The sequence below is a fragment of the Ruegeria sp. AL12 genome, from assembly GCF_056540885.1.
In genome coordinates this window covers 143,509-161,803 of the sequence record NZ_JBQFXN010000002.1, presented here as the reverse complement: position 1 = coordinate 161,803, position 18,295 = coordinate 143,509, and the positions used below count along the sequence as shown (strand labels likewise).

The window sequence follows — 18,295 nt, the reverse complement described above, 5'->3', positions numbered from 1 at the left end:
CATTTATGAGTTTCTCACTACTTCGATTCGGACACCCTTACAACACATGCCATTCAGCGCCGCTATTTTCTTTGGCTTTCGGAATGGATCGAAGTGCCTCTTTGGTTTGCCTTTCGTTGTGTTCAATGGCGATCTGATCGAACTCGGCCAGAAAGGCCTTGAATACGTTCTTCAACCCTTCTGCATCTTGCGGCAGGTCTTCATTTCTCGAAACCTCCCGCCACATATCCGACGCGCTGAGAGGCGATCCGACCGCGACTTCGGGCAGGCCACCCAGCGTGGCAACGTTTCTTTCAACTGCGTCAACCTGTTCGGTGGTGGCCGCTTCGATCAACCCGCTGGTTTCGGGTTCGGGCTCATACTCATCCGCAGTGTTGCCGGACTGCGCGGCCATCAATGCCGTAATCGAGGATACCGAAACCTCTATGCCGCGATCTTCAGCCAAATCGGCCTGCTCGGGCTCCTCTTCTTCTTTGTCCGGCACGATCGATGTCTCTTGCATCGAAGTGTTCAGCGAGGCAAGCACGTCATCGGAATTGTCAACAGCCGCAAGAGGCGCGGGACTGATTTCAGCATCATCCAGAGCGCCCGTGTCGTCATCCAATGCGTCCTCCAGATCGGCGTCAACGGACAGCTCGAATTCGTCTTCGTCATCCTCAAGGCCCGCGACATTCGTCAATTCCAGCGGGTCGTTCGAGGTGTCTTTGAAAAAGGAACGCAGATCATCGCTTGTGTCGGGTTCAACGGGCAGCGGAACCGGCTCTGCCGTCATTTCTGCGCGCAGCCGTTCAGCCTCTTCCGCATCGATCCGAACCCGCTCGGCCTCATCCGAGCGCCGCTCGACCCGGGCAGGTCGCACCGGGAAGCTGGTTACAACTGTTTCGCCTACAGCGTTCGATTGCCCGGCGGCCTCCAACGGGTTCACCAACCTCAAGGGTGTGGCTTCGTCTTTGGCTGTCGGCTCGCTTGATGAACGGGCAGGGCGCAAAGGTTTGACTTTGGGTGCGTCGGCCTGGCTCTTGTCGATCTGGTATCGAGCCAGCTGATCGGCGCGGTTGTCCATAATCTGTTCCGTGATCTCCAGGAAACTGTCGATCATCTTGCCTCCGCCGCTGCGCGACCACATCTCGGCATCACCTGTCTTGTCCCGGGCAGTGATTGCGTCGCGGGCCGAGAACAGAATGGACCGATTAAACAGGTGACCAGCTTCGCGGTTAACGCGGCGCAGTACTTTTTGACGGTCTTTGAGGCTCAGGGCATCTGCCCGCGTCACCAAAAGCAAAGAGTTGTGTTGCAACCTCTCGGGTAGGGAAACCCATGTCGCGCGTTCGGTTTCGCGCCAGGCTTGTGTCGCGTGGGTACACCACAAAACGCCGTTTGCCTGACCCACCGCGCGTTGCCACACATCCGTCGAGATCTTGGGGTCCGAAATGCCGGGTGTGTCGATCAGGTCGACAGCCTCCAGAATATCGGCCTCAAGGAAGATGCGGATGAACTGTGCGTCATTGACGCCAACGGTTTCAAGCTGATCCAGCTCGATCAGTTCAGTGCTTCCGTCATGGCGTTTGATATAGGGCGCCTGATTGCCCCAGCTAAACCAGACCGGTGGCAACTGGGTTGCCGTCACCTGCGTCGGCAAGGTCTGCGTTCGCAGCAAAAAGTTCATCAACGTGGATTTGCCGGCGCTGAACTCGCCCATCAGGGCGAAAACCGGTTTGCGACGGGACCACTGCTCGATGCGTTCCCATGCCTTCGGAGAAACAAAGCGTGTTTGTGTATCTTTTGCCATTTTTCTACTTATGCCGCTTCGTTGCTTAGATCTTTCAGTATGTCACCCAGAATCTCGTCCTTGGATTTCTGTGGCTGCAAGCCCGCCATCGCCGCCGCAGTCTGACCCGGGTTCTTGTCGGCAGAAGACGAGATGCTCAGCAGTGTCTCCTTCTGCTCGCGCAGGAAATCCGTCAGGATCGCGCGAACGTTTTCCAGAACCGCCGCGATCTGGTTTTCCTCGATATCCTTGGTGATCGAGTTTGCCTCGGACGCGATCAGCCGCGTGTAATCCGCCGCATATGCCTCAAACCCCTTTCGGCGTTGCCACCAACGTCGCCACCAAGTGCTTTGCAAGTCCAGTGCGATCGTCCGGCCGATGCCGAGAGGCGGCGGAACACGGGGAACAATGGGCGATTCGATGCTGAATTCGCCCAGATGGTTGCCGAGTATCTTATGATAAAGCGCCTCGACGTCCGCAGCAGCGGTTGCGTACAACGCCCCGGCATCCTTTCGCATGGCGCGGGCAAAACTGAAATAGGCAGCCTTTTGCAACGTCCGCAAACCCGCGGGATCGTATTGCCACGTGCCTTGTTCGCCATTTTTTTCAAGATGCGCGATCAGAGAGTCCGTTGCGCGTTTGACGAAATTGTCCTCGGCTGACTTCAGACGCTCCAACACTTTGTCGCGCAGCGCATTTGTCAACTCGGCGGCTTTCTTTTCGTATTCGGCTGACACCGTGTTTATCGCCTCTTCGGGCGATACGCCGTCAAGATCCCGTGCAACGCCTTCGCCTTCGGACAGATTCTTGGCAACCGCAGTCGCGCGGATCTGACTGGCAATGTTACGCGCCCGATGGCGGACGCGGTCCATCAGGCGCGCTCCGGCACCGTCTGCAATGCGCTCATTCATGGCCAGCAGCAGATCGGGCAGACCGGACAGCGCCCAGATTTTGTCGAGCGAGGCCGCCTGATCACCGAAACCGGCGGCCAGGTAGAACGTATTCAAGGCCTGGCGCGACTCTTCTGTCAGAATATCCGGGTTCCCGGTCAACGCCGCTTCGGCCCACAGTGCGCTGCCAAAAACGACGCTGGTATTTGTGTCGATATTGTTCTGTTTCAGCGTGTCCTGAATGCGGTCACGGATCTCTGGAACCTGGTTCACAGGATCGGACAGCTCGTCGATCCGGTTGACGAACAGGATGATCTGCCGGTTCTCGAACTGCGCGATAATGCGCATCAGGGCCATGTCCATTGTCGTCAGGGCCTGGCTTGCCGCCAACACCACAACGCAGACTTCGGATCCGCGCAGGCTGCGCAGAGTGATTTGTTCACGCACCATGAACGTATCGTTCACACCCGGCGTGTCGCACAGTTTCAGCGCGATGGGGTATTGCGGAATGTCCATATACAGCTCGGCTGATTTGGTAACATCAGCAAACCGGCCCGTTTTGGGATCAATATCGGGATCGTCTTCATCGCCCAGGCAAACATAACGCTGAATCAGTTCCTCATCGAAATGATCATACTGATGGCTTTGACCTAGGATCAGGTCGAAATGTTTGCCAAGACGTTCCTCTGACTTGGCCTTCATCTCACCGATCTGGCGGCGGATGTCTTCCATCTCGTCATCAGCGCCGGCGCGATTGGCCAATTCGCCAAGACGACCGCCACCGACCATCAGGTTGTCCCATTCTTCCTGCTCGAAAAACGTGAACTTGGCCTTTGTATCACCGGGTGGGCGCGTGTTGATGTTCAGGGTCGTAACCACCGACGTCCACGGGTTGACGTCTGACGGAAGCAGGCCGGGGTGCCCGGCAAGAATATTGACGATCGAGGATTTTCCGGCCTTGACCTGGCCCACCATCGTGACGCTGGCGGTAAAGTTCTCCATCCGGGTCTTGAGCGTCGCCAGCCGTGCCGAGGAGCGCGCATCAGCCACCTCAGTCAGTTGATCAATCTGAGCCGTCAGTGAAGCCATGGTTGCCGTCATCGGTGCCAGTGCTTCGTTGCCCACAGACAAAAGGTGATCGTTGCGCGCCATGCTTAACCTCCGGTTCCCGTTGCAGCAATTTCGGGTGCGTGCGCGACACGCCCCGCCGGAACGCTTGTCAGAGTGTCGATCCGCGCGATCAGGTCCAATGCGTTGCCCAGTATTTCGGCCTCGGCCCGAGGTGAAATGGTCTCGAACGATTTGGAGTCGGCCAGAACTTCGATCGAGCTGAAGCGGTCGCCGTTCTCGAGGCAAGCAACGCGGCGCCCGGTTGGGAAACCTTCGGATTTTGCAGCTGGCAGCGGCATGCGTGCGTTCGCAAGCAGGTAATGTTCACCGGAATGCGTTCGAAGGGAAATACCAAAGCCTGTGGTCGGGTGGTCGCGATTCAGAGTCTTGAGCTCACCTAGGAAACTCTCACGAGCGAAGAAGACAGCTTCTTGCTCGGCGGCAGCGGAGGGATTCAAATCGGTCACAGCAGAAAGCCTTGTATTGGAGTTGAGCAAAAAAAACTCGTACAGGCGCCAAAGTGGCAAAAAGACTCATTAACTCCTGATAAACAACAAGTACCTTCAAGGCGGTGTTATTTTGGCGCGAATAAGATTTTTTAGCGGTTGAATTGTGGCGGCAATGTGGTCGATCTCTCATAAGAATGCCTCAACCGATGCGAGTATTTCGATGCGGCAGATCAGACCGAGAAACGTCCGGCAAGCTTGTATGTATGCATAGTCGGCGCAGTCAATTGGGGCAGAGGTGACGTCTTTTCCGGTGCATTCGAGTGATTGGAGGGTCGAAAACCTGTTGGCTTCATACTTTTGAATAAAAACAAATATTTATGTTTCGTTGCTTTTCTGAAAACACCGGATTTGTAGGATGAAGCTATGTGCCTTGGCAGATCCAGCAGCACAGTCTGGAACAGTTTTCCGGGTCAGACTGCATCAACTCTGGCCCGTTGTGGCTTGATTCTCCACCAAGTCTGGCGGCACAAGTTCCGACCTGTAGTTCTGGCGTCTATTCAACGTTAGCGCGTTTTTGAACGACCCGATTATGCCGGGCGCCAACCTGTCACCCAAAAGCCGAAATGCAGCATCCTATAGCTGCCTGAAAACCGGTTGCAGGTGGCGTTTCAGACGTTTCTGGTTTTGCGGCCGTTGCGTTGCTTGCTGTATCAACCAGGCCGAAAACAGGTTGCCGTTTTCAACCGTGCTGCCCGGCAAGTCACAAACTTTGCGTTCCTCGAATTTTCCCTCTCGCACTCCGATGCAAGCTTTGTTATTGACCGCTTCATTCCAGCGCAAACGCGCTTGGTTGCGGGTGTGGCGAAATTGGTAGACGCACCAGATTTAGGTTCTGGCGCCGCAAGGCGTGGGGGTTCAAGTCCCTCCACCCGCACCAAATGAATTTACCATAATCATCATTATACGTACTATGAGTGCGCCCGTCTTCAGAGATTGTGGGCACCTTCAAGCCCTTCGTTTCCCAAACATACCGGTGGACCCAATTGACTGGGGTACTGCAATGCCCAATGGAGCATATCTGCTTTGGCAGATCCCGGGTTCGTCAGACTGCAATGTTCCGCAATCGCGATTGGCTTGTTTTGGGGGTTGATTGAGTGGTCGGGATTATTGATGTTCTCGACCCCCGTGCCCCTGCCCTTTGCTGGTCACCGTCCCAAATGTCAGTGCCGTCAGAAAGCAAAGCTTCATACGCTTTGCGCGACCTTGTTCATGGCGAGTTAGCACCACGGTCAACCATTCAGGCAACCGGCCGCAATAATGCGGCCGGCCTTTTGATCTTGCTGATGTCCGCGCAGAATCTCAAATTGGCGCCGATCGAACCGGTGCGGGACATTCAGCCGGTCTCGCCAAAACCTTTCGGTACCGGCAGATCAGGCAGAGTTGCCGCACGTTTTTGCAAGGCCCGCCCGATGACCATACGGCTGATTTCCGTCGTCCCGTCCACGATCCGCAGCATTTGCGCAAGGCGGGACAAGCGATCCAGGCCGTAGGGTTGCAACAACCCCGCACCTCCCAGAACCTGCGTACAGGTGTTTGTAGCTTTCACGGCGGCATCAGGCACAAACCTTTTCGCATGGGCAGCCATCAATGGACCTTCGGGCGTGCCAAGGGCTTCTGCTGCCTTTCGGTAGAGAAGCTTTGAGGCTTCAAGGTCGGTTGCAACCTCGCCCAGCATCCACTGGATCCCGTCCAGATCAAGGTTCCTGCCGCCAAACATCTTGCGGTTCTTGGAATAGGACAACGCCGTATCCAGCGCGGATTGCATCAATCCACAACATCCCGAGGCAATCGAAACACGGGCAATGTCGATGGCCATGAGCGCGCCCTGTAAACCCTGACCAATGGGCAGGATGATGTTGGTTTCATCGACCACGACCTTGTCCATGTACATTTCGGCCAAGGGCAGGAAGTTGTAGGACGGGGTATCATAAAGCGGCCCAAAACTGAGGCCCGGTGCACCGGCGGGAATGGCGATCATCGCCATGTCCTTGTGGCCGGGTGCGTCGCTGGTCTTGACCACGGTGAAATAGATATCCGCCTCGGTCGCCAGGCTGACCCATGCCTTCGCGCCGTTGATCGTCCATGTGCCGTCGTCATTGACCACGGCGCGTGAATACATGTTTGTTGCGTCCGATCCGGATTGTGGTTCGGTCAGTGCAAAGTTCGCCAGCTTGCGTCCAGATGTCAGGTCCCGCGCCCACTTTTCCTTGAAGGCATCCGTGCCATAGCCGCAGCCCGCGAAGGTACAGATGTTGTGCATCGACAGCGCAAAAGCATATGCGCCATCGCCCTGTCCCAGTTGTTCATAAACCTGTATGCCTTCTGCCAGCGGCAAGGCCTGCCCGCCAAACTCTTCGGGGGCGTAGAGCCCCGTCAGACCAGCGGACCCGGCCTTGTCCGAAGCATCGCGCGGCCACTTCTTAGCGGCGTTCCAGGCATCCAAATTGGGCAGGATCACCTGCTCGGCGTGGCCGCGTGCGGCTTGGAGTATGGTGGCGAGTTTGTCTGACATTGGCGGATCCTTTCACGACGGTCATTCTCAGATGGCGCCACAACCGGGAAGCCATGGATGAGCGGGATGATGAGTTTTGGAGGGCAAAACTTCCGATAAGAAGTTTTATCTACAACAAGATCTAGCGAGCCTGCCCGCTGGGGACCATCTCGTGCAATGACAGATCATTGTCCAAAAGTGACAAATCGGGCACCCTACATTTGCACCCTGCGGTATGAGCTTGGCGTGCTTCCCGTCCAACGCTGAAAGGCCCGGTGGAAATTGGCCGCCGACGAAAAACCGACATCATGTGCGATGGCTTCAACGCTTTTGCGCCCCGCCTGAAGATCACGGATAGCGATGTCACGCCGCAGGGCATCCTTGATGGCCTGAAACGATGTACCATCCGCATGCAGCCTGCGGATCAGGGTGCGGGGGGTCATGTGCATTGCGGATGCCGTCTGGGTCAGGGTTGCCGCGTCCCATCCCGATTGGACCAGATAGGTGCGCACCCGCAGCGATTGAGTGTGCTCTCGTGAACTGGTGAAGATCCAGTCTCGGGGCGCGTTTTGCAAAAATCTGTCAAGGTCATTTGTGCTGCGCGCCTGCATCGGACCCAGCGCATTCGGATCGAACGAAATCGCTGTGGCACCTTGGCCGAACCGCAGCGGTGCCGGAAAGATGACCGCGTAATCCTGATCAAAGTCGGGGCGCTCAAACACGAAATCGACAGCCTTGACCGGAACTTCGTGCCCCGCCAGCCAAGACATGAGCCCGTGGGCAAGTTTGAGTATCAGCATGTGCCCGAACCGCTGAACCTGGGCCGCGCCCCGTGGCTTCAGGGTAAGCACCAACATGTTGTCGGCGTCATCCAGATCAAACCGATAGTCATCCAGCAACAAGTTCCAGAAGGTCGAAAAGCGATAAAGTGCCGATGAAAGAGACGTAGCTTCCCGGACTGTCGTCAAAAGATGTTGCAGGGCTCTCGGCCGGATCGGGCGGCTCCAAAGCCCCATCATCTCATCACCGGTCTCAACTGCGGCAAGTTGATAGAGACATACGATTTGATCCAACGTGACGCGACCATGTGGGTGACGCGTATCCGCGACCAAACCAGACCGGGCGAGAAGCGACGTCATCTGAGCCTCGGGGCATAGCGTACGCAATGCCGCCAGCCAGTCATCGATAAACTGGCTGGAAACCGTGGAAAGGATCGTTGGTGCGACATTGGTCATGACGTGCAAGGAGGTATCACCAATTCCGGTCGAGATGAAACACGGCACTTTCAGATGGCGGATTATCAATGCCTTCACCAAAAAACGCTTTGGTTGAGCTTATTTCAGTGGGCTGGCGCCCCTGTTCGCCGCACCGGTCATCGAATATCGCTGTGCGTCGGCGGGCCAGAGCTTTTGTTTGCGTCAGCAAGCAATCTTGCGGCTGAAATGGGCGCTCTTTTGGCTCGGGCCGCCAGTGCCCCAAATCCCGGGCTGTAGACGGCCAAAATTTAATCAGTCGGGCTTTGATAATGAGCAGCTGAGAGGCTGAAACAGGCACCAGTTCCAGAACACCGTAAAAATAAATAGCAATTTTTTTGAATACTTTTACCATGTGGTCAAATTAGGGGGCGGATGAATGTTTGACATCATCATCAGAAAGGCCAGCTTGCCGGATGGCCGCGAACCGTTGGATATTGCGATCAAGGGCGACCGTGTTGCGGAAATTGCCGCTGACATCATGGGTGAGGCGCGCGAAGAAATCGATGCAACGGGCCGCCTGGTTTCACCTCCGTTCGTCGACCCGCACTTCCATATGGACGCCACGCTGAGCCTCGGGTCGCCACGTATGAATGTTTCGGGCACGCTTTTGGAGGGCATCGCGCTTTGGGGAGAACTGAAGCCCCTTCTGACGCCCGAAGCGGTGATCGAGCGGGCCATGCGATATTGCGATCTGGCCGTGTCGCAGGGATTGCTGGCCATCCGTTCGCATGTGGATGTTTCGTCAACTCCGTTGGTGGGTGTCGAAGCTTTGCTGGAAGTGCGCAAGCAGGTTGCCCCCTATATTGACCTGCAATTGGTGGCATTCCCGCAAGATGGACTGTATCGCGCGGAAAATGCAGAGAAAAATCTGATCCGGGCGCTCGATATGGGGGTCGATGTGGTGGGCGGCATCCCGCATTTTGAACGCACGATGTCGGAAGGCGCCCGATCGGTCACCAGGCTGGCCGAAATTGCCGCGGATCGCGGCCTGATGCTGGACCTGCACTGTGATGAAAGCGACGATCCGATGTCGCGCCATGTGGAAACCCTCGCCTATGAAACCACGCGCCTCGGGCTCGGGGGTCGTGTGACTGCAAGCCACGTCACCGCGATGCATTCATACGACAACTACTATGCCTCGAAGCTTGTTCCGCTGATCGCGGAAAGCGGCATGAACGTCGTACCGAACCCGCTTATCAATATCACGCTGCAAGGCCGCTCGGACACTTATCCGCGCCGCCGTGGCCTGACACGCGTACCAGAATTGCGTGCAGCAGGTGTGAACGTTTCCTTCGGGCAGGATTGCACCATGGATCCATGGTATTCTCTTGGCTCTGCCGACATGTTGGAAGTGGCCCATATGGGCGTGCATGCGGTGCCGATGACATCCCGCGAGGCGATGGAATGGGCTTTCACATCCGTTACCCAGAACGGTGCCAAGACCATGGGTCTGCCCGACCCGACAATTCGCAAAGGCGGCCCAGCCAACATGGTTGTGCTGCAAGCGCGTGACCCGATTGAAGCTGTTCGCATGAAAGCCACACGTCTTGCCGTCATCAAACACGGCAAGGTGCTGGCGCGCACCGAACCAAGACTGGCCGCGCTTTCCTTGCCCGGTCGCCCCTCGACCCTGGATCCCGCGGATTACGCGCCCAGGCCCAATATTCAGGAAGACCAAGAACAAGAATAGTTGCCACCAACAGAAGAGGATACTCCGATGAAACTCACCACAACACGTCGTCAACTGATGGTCGGCGCTGCGGCCACGCTGGCCCTGCCGGCTTATGTCCGCCGCGCCAATGCACAATCTGCGATCCGCGTCGCTGGCGTGCATATGTCTCCGGTCGAAAACGCATGGAACAGCCGGATCCATGTGGCGATGCAGGAAGCCGCCGAGGCTGGTCTGATCGAATATGAGTTTTCCGAGGGTGTGGCCCCGACCGACTATCCCCGTGCGATGCGCGAATATGCCGAAGGCGGTGCGCAAATCATTTGGGGCGAGTCCTACGCGGTGGAACGCGAAGCACGCGAAGTGGCGGGTGACTACCCCGATACCGCGTTTCTGATGGGGTCTTCCGGCGGACCGGAGGGCGACAATTTCGGTGTTTTCGGCACCCGCAACCACGAGGCGGCCTATCTGGCCGGAATGCTTGCCGGCCGAATGTCGGAAAGCAATGTCTATGGTTCGGTCGGCGGTTATCCGATCCCCGAGGTGAACCTGCTGATCAATGCTTTCCGGATGGGCGTCAGTGAAGTGAACCCTGACGCCACTTTCCTTAACGGTTTCATCGGAGCATGGTTTGATCCGGCTCGCGCGCAGGAAGCCGCGATTGCCCAGATCGACGCGGGCGCGGACATCCTGTTTGGTGAACGCATAGGCACCGCAGATGCCGCTCAGGCGCGCGGCGTGAAGGCCATCGGTTCACTGATAGATTATACGCCGCGCTATCCCGGCACGGTCTTTGCCAACGCGATATGGAACTATGGGCCAACCATCGAAGCCATCGTGGCGGATGTTCAGGCCGGCAAACCCACCGGTCGCAACTATACCGAATATTCCTTCATGGCTCATGGCGGCAATGAGCTGATCTATGTCGCCGACGAAGTGCCTGCCGACGCCATCCCTGCGATGGAGGCCAAACAGGCCGCGATCCAATCCGGCGAATGGGACGTTCCGATCGACGAAAGCGAGCCCTCCTGATCCCGGCGGTTTTGACGTGACCGATGCCACGGCTCTTGCTGCTGCCGTTTCTGCGGGGCAGATCACTGCCACCGATGCGATGGAAGCAAGCCTTTCCGCCTGCCACGCGCAGGCGGATCTGGGCGCCGTGGTGTTTCTGGACGAAGACATGGCGCGGCACTTGCCAATGTTGCAGGCTTGCCGGCTTTGGCATTGCCTTTTGGCATGGCAAATGGCCTGCCAATCGGTGTGCAACTGATGGGACCACCCGGCTCGGATGATGCGCTGCTGAAACTTGGTGCTCTGATCGAGGCGCGTGCGCCCGAACTTACCTTTCCGTCTCCAATCGCAGGCCTGCCCACATGAACAAGGTTCTGGAACTTCACGGCATAACAAAGCGTTTTGGAACGCTAACCGCCAATGATGATGTGACACTGTCATTGGCCCAGGGTGAAATCCTTGCATTGTTGGGTGAAAATGGCGCAGGCAAAACGACGCTGATGAACATCCTTTTCGGCCATTACGCGGCAGACGAAGGCTCTGTCAGGGTGTTTGGCAAAGCGTTGCCTCCGGGTCTGCCCCGCGCAGCGATCGAGGTGGGTGTGGGCATGGTACACCAGCACTTTACGCTTGCGGGCAACCTCACGGTTCTTGAAAACGTCATGCTGGGTTCAGAACCCCTGACACGCGCACGGTCCGCACGTGGCGAGGCGCGCGCAAAGTTGTTGCAGATCGCGGATCGGTTTGGTCTGCCCGTGAACCCCGACGACAGGATCAAGTCCCTTTCCGTGGGTGAACGTCAACGCGTCGAAATTCTGAAAGCGCTGTACCGAGACGCGCGCATACTGATCCTGGATGAACCCACGGCCGTTCTGGCCCGGCCCGAGGCAATGCGCCTGTTCGAGACGCTGCGCGACATGACGAAAGAGGGCCTGTCGCTTATCTTCATCAGTCACAAACTGCATGAGGTCATGGCGGCCTCTGACCGTGTGGCCGTTCTTCGTGGCGGTAGGTTGGTCGCGGAACGCAGGACTTCGGAAACCACCCCCGGAGAGTTGGCGGAACTGATGGTTGGCCGCAAAGTGGAACGACCCGTTCGTCAAGACCACGAGATTGGCGCGCCGGTTCTGGTCGCAAACGATGTGCGCGTGAAAGAAGACGGTGAATTGCGGCTGGATGACGTATCATTCACCGTCCATGCAGGCGAGATCCTTGGTATCGTTGGCGTATCAGGCAATGGTCAGGCCTCGCTTGGCGGGCTGTTGTCTGGACTGATCCACCCTAACGCCGGGCAGTTGACACTGCTGAACAAGGATATCGGCCATTTGGGCCCGCGTGGCATGATCCAGGCTGGCGCCGGCAGGGTACCGGAAGACCGCCATGCAGAAGGTGTCGTGGGTGAATTGAGCCTGTGGGAAAATGCAGCTCTTGAACGTCTGCGCACACCGGAGTTTTCGCGCCGAGGCTTTGTCCGACAACGCGCCGCCCGAGAATACACCGCAGGGCTTATCGAACGGTTTGATATCCGAGGGGCCAGTCCCGACACGCGCACACGGCTGCTGTCTGGCGGCAACATGCAAAAATTGATCCTGGGGCGGGTCCTGACCAACGGACCGCGTTTCGTGCTCGCCAACCAGCCGACGCGGGGCCTTGATGAAGGGGCAATTGCCGCAGTTCATGCCGAGCTTCTGGCCGCACGGGCCGAGGGTGCTGCGATCCTGCTTATTTCAGAAGAACTTGAAGAAGCCGTAGCTCTTTCAGACCGAATACAGGCGATCGTTAAGGGTCGATTGTCGAAACCGATATCCGCTGATGATGCTGACCCGCAACGCCTTGGCCTGATGATGGCAGGCGTCTGGAAGGAAGATTATGATGCGGCTTGAACGACGCACATATGTACCGCTGTACCTTGTGGTCATTGCGCCGCTGGCCGCGATCTTTACCGCGTTGTTATTGGCTGCGGGTTTAATCGCAGCGGCAGGTGTGAACCCATTGACTGCCTATGGTGAAATGCTGACCGGCGCCCTTGGGTCACGCCTTTCGATCACCGAGATGCTGACCCGCGCCACGCCGCTGATATTTACCGGGCTTGCCGCGGCCGTCGCCTTTCGGGCCCGTCTTTGGAACATCGGCGGCGAGGGGCAGTTCTTTGTCGGCGCACTGATTACCGCCTGGATCGGGCATTCTCTCGGGGTTCCCGGGTGGATCGGTATACCGATTTTGATGCTGGCGGGCATGGCGGCGGGTGCGGCCCTGTTGGCGGGCCCCGCTTATTTGCGCCTGCGTTTCGGGGTGGATGAGGTGGTGACGACCCTGCTGCTCAACTTCATTGTGATTCTTTTCGTCGGCCTCATGATCGAGGGTCCGATGCGCGATCCGATGGCCTTTGGTTGGCCTTCCTCAGTGCCCGTGGGCGGAGAGTACCGCCTGCCGGATCTTATTCCCCGCACGCGCCTTCATATCGGGTTGCTTTTTGCCATCGCGGCAGCAGGTTTTGTTTGGCTGATCCTGGCCCGCACGGTTTTTGGGGCTGAAACACGCGCCGCAGGCTTGAACGCCGGTGCCGCCGCCTTTGCCGGAATTTCCCTTCCCAAAACGATCATGGGTGTGGCCCTGCTTTCAGGCGCTTTGGCAGGTCTGGCAGGTTCCGTCGAAGTCATGGGCGTCACAGCCGGGGTCACCACGACCATGAGCCCCGGATTCGGATATGCCGGCATCGTCGTCGCAATGCTGGCCGCATTGCATCCGGCGGGCGTGGTCGCCGCCGCGGTTTTCGTCGCCACCGTCTTTGTCGGGGCCGACGCCATGAGCCGCGCAACCGGCGTTCCCAGTTTCATTGCCGACGTGATCGTGGCGCTCTGCCTGCTCACCATGATCGTGGCCCTTCTTTTCACAACGTACCGGGTGCGCCGATGAGTGATGCAATTGATCTGCTGCTGAACACCAGCCTCTGGGCGTCCGTGCTGCGTATCGCAACGCCGCTTATTTTCGGAGTCCTCGGCGCGTTGCTGTGTGAACGTTCGGGGGTTCTCAATCTGGGGATCGAGGGGATCATGACCATGGGCGCGATGAGCGGTTGGCTTGCCGTCTACATGGGCGCGCCTTTGCTGGTTGGCCTGATGATCGCGGCACTTTGCGGCGCGATGTTGGGATTGCTGCACGCCATACTAACGGTCCCGCTTGGATTGTCGCAACATGTCTCGGGGCTTGGCATCACGCTGTTTGCATCCGCGCTGGCCTACTACCTTTACCGGTTGCTTGTCGAAGTGGGCGATCTGCCCCCGACGATAGAACCTTTTCAGCCACTCGATGTTCCGGGTGTTTCCGATATCCCCATTCTGGGTCCGATCCTGTTTTCCCAGGCTCTGCCGACCTACCTCGCGCTGTTTGCGGTGGCTGTGATGGCTTACGTTCTTGCCCGGACACCGCTGGGGCTGGCCATTCGCATGACTGGTGAAAACCCGCACGCGGTTGAGGCGCAGGGGCTGAACCCCATTCGCATTCGCATTGGTGCAGTGGTTGTCGGATCGGCGTTGATGGCAGTGGGTGGTGCATTCCTGACGACAACGGCGTTCAACAGTTTCTTCCCGGGCATGGTTCAAGGACGCGGCTGGATCTGCATCGCGCTGGTTGTGTTCGCAAGTTGGCGACCGGGCAAGGCGTTGATCGGTGCCGTGCTGTTTGCATTTTTCGATGCATACCAGCTGCGGCTGCAAACGTCGATCGAAGGCGTGCCATATCAACTCTTCCTGATGGCGCCCTATGTGCTTTCCATCGTCGCGCTCGTTCTCGTCGCCCGCAGGGCCGAGGTGCCTGCCGCGCTGATGGCACCCTATCGGCGCGGTGAACGTTAGGATCAGGGTTCACAACCAGTGGATGACTGGTCGTTGCAAGCGAGAAAGGGGCAGGACTTACATGACACATCGCTCATGCCGGTTTGCGGAGTTGGTGCCCGTCCCTTTCATGTTGGGGGGACTTTGAGCCAACACCTTGGGCAAGAAGCCATTGATCCCAATGCAGTACGCCAATAACCGCTGGCAATGACGTAAATGAAAGGCGGCCTCTGACGATGAGAAGCCGCCCTTTGTCTTTCGTTCTGACGCAGTTGCCTAGTTGCCTGCCGACTGCAATCTCCGACGGTCAGCGGCGGTTGCATTTCTCTCAACGACAGTCCGGTTGTATGGGTCTTTCAACTCATACCGGCCAAATTCGATCTCTTCTTTCCAGCCATTGGCATAGTTTACTTCGATGTTGTTGCCCTGGCGTTCGATTTTTGTGGGTCGACTTCCAGCAGTGCCGCCTTGCCCTGAAGAGCGCACGTTGTCGATGGAGATACCATTAGCCAATGACCGGAGCCTTGAGACATCGGCGCCTGTCGCCAGCCGTTCTTCCACAGTGCGGTTCTGAGCATTCTTTCTTTCATACCGACCGTTTTCGATTTCTTCCTTGGTTCCATCGGCATAGCGCACTTCGATGCCGTTGGCGTTGGTCTCAACCTTCGTTATGCCGGCAGAGCGTGATGATCCGCCGCCTGACCGGGATTGATCCTTTTTGCCGCTGCCTCGATTTGAACGCTTCGAGTCATCATCGTCGTCATCGTCATCGTCGTCGCGACCACCTTTGCCGGATCCGGAATTGTCGTCCCGATCATCGTCACGGTCATCATCCCTGTCGTCGTCCCTATCATCGTCCCTGTCGTCGTCGCGATCACCACCGCGACCACTGTTGCCCGACCCCGAATTGTCGTCCCGTTCGCCGCCACGATCATCCCCCCGGTCGTCATCGCCACCATCTCCATCTTTTCCGCTGCCGCTTTTGGCAAAGGCATAGGCTGGTTCAAGGTGCAGGCGACCTTCCGTGTCAAACTTCGGCACGTAAGGCGTCGCGGCAATCAACGAAGCCAGTGCTGCTGTGCTGAGAAGCTGGCCCAGTTTTCCTTGAAGTTTCATTTTTTCGCCTCCAGTTCTGTTCGACCCAACTCATGGTGTCGGTGACAGATTATCCGGGGCTTTGCGTCCCGACATCGGGCTTAGGTCTGATGAATTGCAGGCCGAACGTCCTATCCATGACCACGACTTGCGTCGTATTCGATTGTACCGATTGGTTTAAGAAACCTGGCTGGGTTTTGCTCCGTTGCCCTTCAACTCATCATCGGGTTCGAGATGAATGAAAAAGACGGAACCCGGATAAAGACGTTCCAATGCGTGTTCGATTTCATTGCAGATGTCATGGGCTGCGCTGACCGACATTGCGCCGTCCACAACGAGGTGAAACTCGACGAAGATGACATTCGCGGATCTGCGCCCCTTGAGGTCATGATATTCCAGCGCAGCACCTAGGTTGCTTTCAATGGTGCTGGAAACTACCTGCAAGTCATGGTCAGAAAGGCTTACATCCATCAGCCCGTCAACGGACGCACGAATGACTTTCCAACCTTCCCACAGGATGTTCAGCGCGACCAGTATCGCTAGGATCGGGTCAAGGATCAGCCAGCCTGTGACAAGTGCAAGTATGAGCCCCGCGATGACACCCGCTGACGTCATGACATCTGTAAATATGTGCCGCGCGCTGGCCTCCAATGCAGGCGAACCCTCGCGCCTGCCGATTTTGAGCAACAAGTAGGCCCATGCGCCATTCACACCCGTTGCAATGACATTGACGGCGATTCCAAGAAAAGGCGCATCCTCAAGATGCGGATTGGGAAGGGCCAGCACGGCCTCTCTGATGATCAAGAACGCCGCCAACACAATCAATGCGCCTTCGACAACAGCGGAAAGATACTCGGCTTTCTTGTGACCAAAGGGGTGGTTTTCATCAGGGGGCTTGTTTGCAACCCGAACCGCAAAATAAGCCAGCAGGGCCGCTGCGACGTTGACGGTGGATTCCATCGCGTCCGACAACAACGCCACCGAACCTGTCAGCCACCAGGCCAGCAGCTTCAGGGCCAGTACCGCCAGGGATATCGGAATGGACCAAAGCGCGATCTTTTGTGTCATTTGGCCACGACCCTCAAACAATCCTGAACAGAAACACGGGCGATTGCTGCGCTCCGGTGCCCTGAACGTAAAACAGGAGTTTGGCGAAAAGGGAATAGGCCTTGCGGCTTCGTGCTGGCGGCTGACCAGGACATCTGGCATCCGATACATGGCGCCAATGAGGGTTACTCTGACGGCGAGCCTGTCGGTGACGCGGGCACGGCCTTGAGATAGACCGCAATCGCCAGACGGTCGTCATCCGTAAGGCGGGATGTGTTTTCGATGACTTCAACCATCTCGCCACCCGCGCTGTCATAATCCGGCGTGAAGCCGGACTTCAGATATTCCGCAATATCAGCCTCGGACCAATCCAGTTGGACAGAAGTCAGACCGGGGATGCGTCCCTTTCCGCTGGGGTTTGGTGCACCTGTCAGCCAAAGATCGCGTTTCAGCCCCCCTAGCGCGTTGCGCGGCGTGTGGCATTCTGCGCAATGTCCCAACGCCTCTACCAGGTATCGGCCATGAATTTGCTGGTCAGTCAGATCGCCTTGCACAACCCAGCCCGGATTCAGATACAACAGCTTCCACCCGCCCAGCCCGCGTCGAATGTTGAAGGGAAAGCCAACCTCGTGCGCTGCGCTTTGGGTTGGAACCGCCGGCAGAGTGCCGAGGAAGGCATGCAGCGAAACAACGTCCTCGGCTGACATGTTGGCGTAGGAAGTATAGGGAAACGCGGGAAAATAGTGCTGCCCTTCGGGCCCGGTCCCGTTAAGCAGAGCATTGGCCAGATCCAATGCGGACCAAGATCCGATGCCGGCAACCGGATCACTGGATATGTTCGGGGCTATGAACGTGCCGAAATCCGACGCAAACCGACGTCCGCCAGCGAGTACCAGCTTTTCCTCGCCCGTTGCGTCCGGTGCAGAATGGCAGGACGCGCATCCAGCCGCGTAAAACACGGCCTCACCTCGACTGAGATCCGGAACAACCCCGTTCAGTTGTGTCTGGTCAACTGTTTTCGGACGGGTCAACGCCAAACCGACCAGCCCGACCAGTACAGCAATACCTGCGGCGAAAATGAAAAAACGCCGCATGGCTAGCGCTCCTTTAGTCTTTCGGCGCCCTGTAAGCTTTGTGACATGCCGAGCACGATCCGCCCAGATCACCCATCGCCGCCTTCAGGGCATCGACATCCTGGCCTGCCGCCGCTTGCATCGCAACCGCGGCTTCAGCCATGGCCTGACCTTTTGCGCTTACATCCGGGAAGTTCTCCCAGATGGCTGGCAAGGCTCGGGTGGACGGGTCGGACGCATTGTCGGATCCGGCAGGCCACATCGCAGATTGATCGATCTGCGTCAGAACAACCAGGTTATTTGCGGCCAGTGTTGCTGCCTCGGCATCATATTCAACCTCTCCCTTGGCCATGCCGCCCAATGTGCCAAGATTGAAGGCATAGAGCTGCATGATTGAGGTCCGAGCCTTCACCGCAGGATTTTCGCTTTCATGGGCGATGGCTGATCCAATGATGGCTACCGACACCAAACCTGCCGCAACGGCCGGGATTTTCTTGATCATTGTGCGTCTCCCTGTTCAATGCGTCGAATACTAGCCTGAAC

General features: G+C 57.4%; 17 protein-coding genes and 1 tRNA gene. 8 read left to right on the top strand and 10 right to left on the bottom strand.

Going from position 1 to position 18,295, the window contains the following annotated elements:
• Window positions 1-37: 37 nt before the first annotated feature.
• The 3 genes from ACR0C6_RS08600 to ACR0C6_RS08590 are packed head-to-tail and all read right to left on the bottom strand — an operon-like array spanning window position 38 to window position 4,235.
• Window positions 38-1,789 carry a dynamin family protein gene (locus tag ACR0C6_RS08600; protein ID WP_480618884.1) on the bottom strand — a complete coding sequence of 584 codons (1,752 nt, stop codon included), beginning with the start codon at window positions 1,787-1,789 and terminating at the stop codon, window positions 38-40.
• An 8-nt stretch (window positions 1,790-1,797) separates the two neighbouring features.
• The gene (locus tag ACR0C6_RS08595) at window positions 1,798-3,810 is read right to left on the bottom strand and encodes a dynamin family protein (RefSeq protein ID WP_480618883.1); all 2,013 of its coding nucleotides are present in this window, start codon (window positions 3,808-3,810) and stop codon (window positions 1,798-1,800) included.
• Window positions 3,811-3,812: 2 nt separating this feature from the next.
• Complete coding sequence (locus ACR0C6_RS08590) at window positions 3,813-4,235, bottom strand: hypothetical protein (RefSeq protein WP_171230454.1); 423 nt, start codon at window positions 4,233-4,235, stop codon at window positions 3,813-3,815.
• 834 nt (window positions 4,236-5,069) lie between these two features.
• On the opposite strand from ACR0C6_RS08590, the gene ACR0C6_RS08585 reads away from it, so the two are divergent.
• Window positions 5,070-5,154, top strand: a tRNA-Leu gene (locus ACR0C6_RS08585).
• A gap of 456 nt (window positions 5,155-5,610) precedes the next feature.
• Here the strand turns inward: ACR0C6_RS08585 and ACR0C6_RS08580 are convergent.
• The 3 genes from ACR0C6_RS08580 to ACR0C6_RS08570 form a co-directional block, all read right to left on the bottom strand.
• Window positions 5,611-6,789 (bottom strand): acyl-CoA dehydrogenase family protein, encoded by a 1,179-nt coding sequence (locus ACR0C6_RS08580; protein ID WP_480446379.1) that lies wholly within the window; start codon window positions 6,787-6,789, stop codon window positions 5,611-5,613.
• 194 nt (window positions 6,790-6,983) lie between these two features.
• The gene (locus ACR0C6_RS08575; RefSeq protein ID WP_480446380.1) at window positions 6,984-8,003 is read right to left on the bottom strand and encodes an AraC family transcriptional regulator; all 1,020 of its coding nucleotides are present in this window, start codon (window positions 8,001-8,003) and stop codon (window positions 6,984-6,986) included.
• Window positions 8,004-8,019: 16 nt separating this feature from the next.
• Window positions 8,020-8,376 carry a hypothetical protein gene (locus ACR0C6_RS08570; protein WP_480446381.1) on the bottom strand — a complete coding sequence of 119 codons (357 nt, stop codon included), beginning with the start codon at window positions 8,374-8,376 and terminating at the stop codon, window positions 8,020-8,022.
• A 24-nt stretch (window positions 8,377-8,400) separates the two neighbouring features.
• Here ACR0C6_RS08570 and ACR0C6_RS08565 point away from each other — a divergent pair, with 24 nt between their 5' ends.
• Genes ACR0C6_RS08565 through ACR0C6_RS08535 form a run of 7 tightly spaced genes read left to right on the top strand, consistent with a single transcriptional unit; the run spans window position 8,401 to window position 14,558 of the window.
• Window positions 8,401-9,714, top strand: a complete 1,314-nt coding sequence (locus tag ACR0C6_RS08565) for an amidohydrolase family protein (RefSeq protein ID WP_480446382.1) — start codon at window positions 8,401-8,403, stop codon at window positions 9,712-9,714.
• 27 nt (window positions 9,715-9,741) lie between these two features.
• Window positions 9,742-10,725 carry a BMP family protein gene (locus ACR0C6_RS08560; RefSeq protein ID WP_257600955.1) on the top strand — a complete coding sequence of 328 codons (984 nt, stop codon included), beginning with the start codon at window positions 9,742-9,744 and terminating at the stop codon, window positions 10,723-10,725.
• A 16-nt stretch (window positions 10,726-10,741) separates the two neighbouring features.
• Complete coding sequence (locus ACR0C6_RS08555) at window positions 10,742-10,963, top strand: hypothetical protein (protein WP_480618882.1); 222 nt, start codon at window positions 10,742-10,744, stop codon at window positions 10,961-10,963.
• Complete coding sequence (locus ACR0C6_RS08550) at window positions 10,930-11,070, top strand: hypothetical protein (protein ID WP_480618881.1); 141 nt, start codon at window positions 10,930-10,932, stop codon at window positions 11,068-11,070. Before ACR0C6_RS08555 ends, ACR0C6_RS08550 begins: the two co-directional genes overlap by 34 nt.
• Window positions 11,067-12,587: an ABC transporter ATP-binding protein gene (locus ACR0C6_RS08545; RefSeq protein ID WP_480446385.1), complete on the top strand. Its 1,521-nt coding sequence runs from the start codon at window positions 11,067-11,069 to the stop codon at window positions 12,585-12,587. The genes ACR0C6_RS08550 and ACR0C6_RS08545 overlap by 4 nt, the downstream gene beginning before the upstream one ends.
• Complete coding sequence (locus ACR0C6_RS08540) at window positions 12,577-13,620, top strand: ABC transporter permease (RefSeq protein ID WP_480618880.1); 1,044 nt, start codon at window positions 12,577-12,579, stop codon at window positions 13,618-13,620. The genes ACR0C6_RS08545 and ACR0C6_RS08540 overlap by 11 nt, the downstream gene beginning before the upstream one ends.
• Window positions 13,617-14,558 carry an ABC transporter permease gene (locus tag ACR0C6_RS08535; RefSeq protein ID WP_480446386.1) on the top strand — a complete coding sequence of 314 codons (942 nt, stop codon included), beginning with the start codon at window positions 13,617-13,619 and terminating at the stop codon, window positions 14,556-14,558. Before ACR0C6_RS08540 ends, ACR0C6_RS08535 begins: the two co-directional genes overlap by 4 nt.
• Window positions 14,559-14,813: 255 nt before the next feature.
• On the opposite strand, the gene ACR0C6_RS08530 is transcribed toward ACR0C6_RS08535, so the two are convergent.
• The 4 genes from ACR0C6_RS08530 to ACR0C6_RS08515 form a co-directional block, all read right to left on the bottom strand.
• A complete protein-coding gene (locus ACR0C6_RS08530) occupies window positions 14,814-15,653 on the bottom strand; it encodes a hypothetical protein (RefSeq protein ID WP_480446387.1) in 840 nt (279 codons plus the stop codon).
• A 156-nt stretch (window positions 15,654-15,809) separates the two neighbouring features.
• Window positions 15,810-16,700 carry a cation diffusion facilitator family transporter gene (locus tag ACR0C6_RS08525; protein ID WP_480618879.1) on the bottom strand — a complete coding sequence of 297 codons (891 nt, stop codon included), beginning with the start codon at window positions 16,698-16,700 and terminating at the stop codon, window positions 15,810-15,812.
• Between the two features lie 164 nt (window positions 16,701-16,864).
• The gene (locus ACR0C6_RS08520) at window positions 16,865-17,773 is read right to left on the bottom strand and encodes a c-type cytochrome (RefSeq protein WP_480618878.1); all 909 of its coding nucleotides are present in this window, start codon (window positions 17,771-17,773) and stop codon (window positions 16,865-16,867) included.
• A 13-nt stretch (window positions 17,774-17,786) separates the two neighbouring features.
• Complete coding sequence (locus tag ACR0C6_RS08515; RefSeq protein ID WP_480618877.1) at window positions 17,787-18,254, bottom strand: c-type cytochrome; 468 nt, start codon at window positions 18,252-18,254, stop codon at window positions 17,787-17,789.
• Window positions 18,255-18,295: the final 41 nt, after the last annotated feature.

Bases quoted from the DNA above. Each gene is read 5' to 3' on its own strand.
- ACR0C6_RS08535 (WP_480446386.1), top strand. From the start codon at position 13,617: ATGAGTGATGCAATTGATCTGCTGCTGAACACCAGCCTCTGGGCGTCC.
- ACR0C6_RS08550 (WP_480618881.1), top strand. From the start codon at position 10,930: ATGGCAAATGGCCTGCCAATCGGTGTGCAACTGATGGGACCACCCGGC.
- ACR0C6_RS08540 (WP_480618880.1), top strand. From the start codon at position 12,577: ATGCGGCTTGAACGACGCACATATGTACCGCTGTACCTTGTGGTCATT.
- ACR0C6_RS08580 (WP_480446379.1), bottom strand. From the start codon at position 6,789: ATGTCAGACAAACTCGCCACCATACTCCAAGCCGCACGCGGCCACGCC.
- ACR0C6_RS08570 (WP_480446381.1), bottom strand. From the start codon at position 8,376: ATGGTAAAAGTATTCAAAAAAATTGCTATTTATTTTTACGGTGTTCTG.
- ACR0C6_RS08520 (WP_480618878.1), bottom strand. From the start codon at position 17,773: ATGCGGCGTTTTTTCATTTTCGCCGCAGGTATTGCTGTACTGGTCGGG.
- ACR0C6_RS08595 (WP_480618883.1), bottom strand. From the start codon at position 3,810: ATGGCGCGCAACGATCACCTTTTGTCTGTGGGCAACGAAGCACTGGCA.
- ACR0C6_RS08545 (WP_480446385.1), top strand. From the start codon at position 11,067: ATGAACAAGGTTCTGGAACTTCACGGCATAACAAAGCGTTTTGGAACG.
- ACR0C6_RS08600 (WP_480618884.1), bottom strand. From the start codon at position 1,789: ATGGCAAAAGATACACAAACACGCTTTGTTTCTCCGAAGGCATGGGAA.
- ACR0C6_RS08575 (WP_480446380.1), bottom strand. From the start codon at position 8,003: ATGACCAATGTCGCACCAACGATCCTTTCCACGGTTTCCAGCCAGTTT.
- ACR0C6_RS08530 (WP_480446387.1), bottom strand. From the start codon at position 15,653: ATGAAACTTCAAGGAAAACTGGGCCAGCTTCTCAGCACAGCAGCACTG.
- ACR0C6_RS08565 (WP_480446382.1), top strand. From the start codon at position 8,401: ATGTTTGACATCATCATCAGAAAGGCCAGCTTGCCGGATGGCCGCGAA.
- ACR0C6_RS08560 (WP_257600955.1), top strand. From the start codon at position 9,742: ATGAAACTCACCACAACACGTCGTCAACTGATGGTCGGCGCTGCGGCC.
- ACR0C6_RS08525 (WP_480618879.1), bottom strand. From the start codon at position 16,700: ATGACACAAAAGATCGCGCTTTGGTCCATTCCGATATCCCTGGCGGTA.
- ACR0C6_RS08515 (WP_480618877.1), bottom strand. From the start codon at position 18,254: ATGATCAAGAAAATCCCGGCCGTTGCGGCAGGTTTGGTGTCGGTAGCC.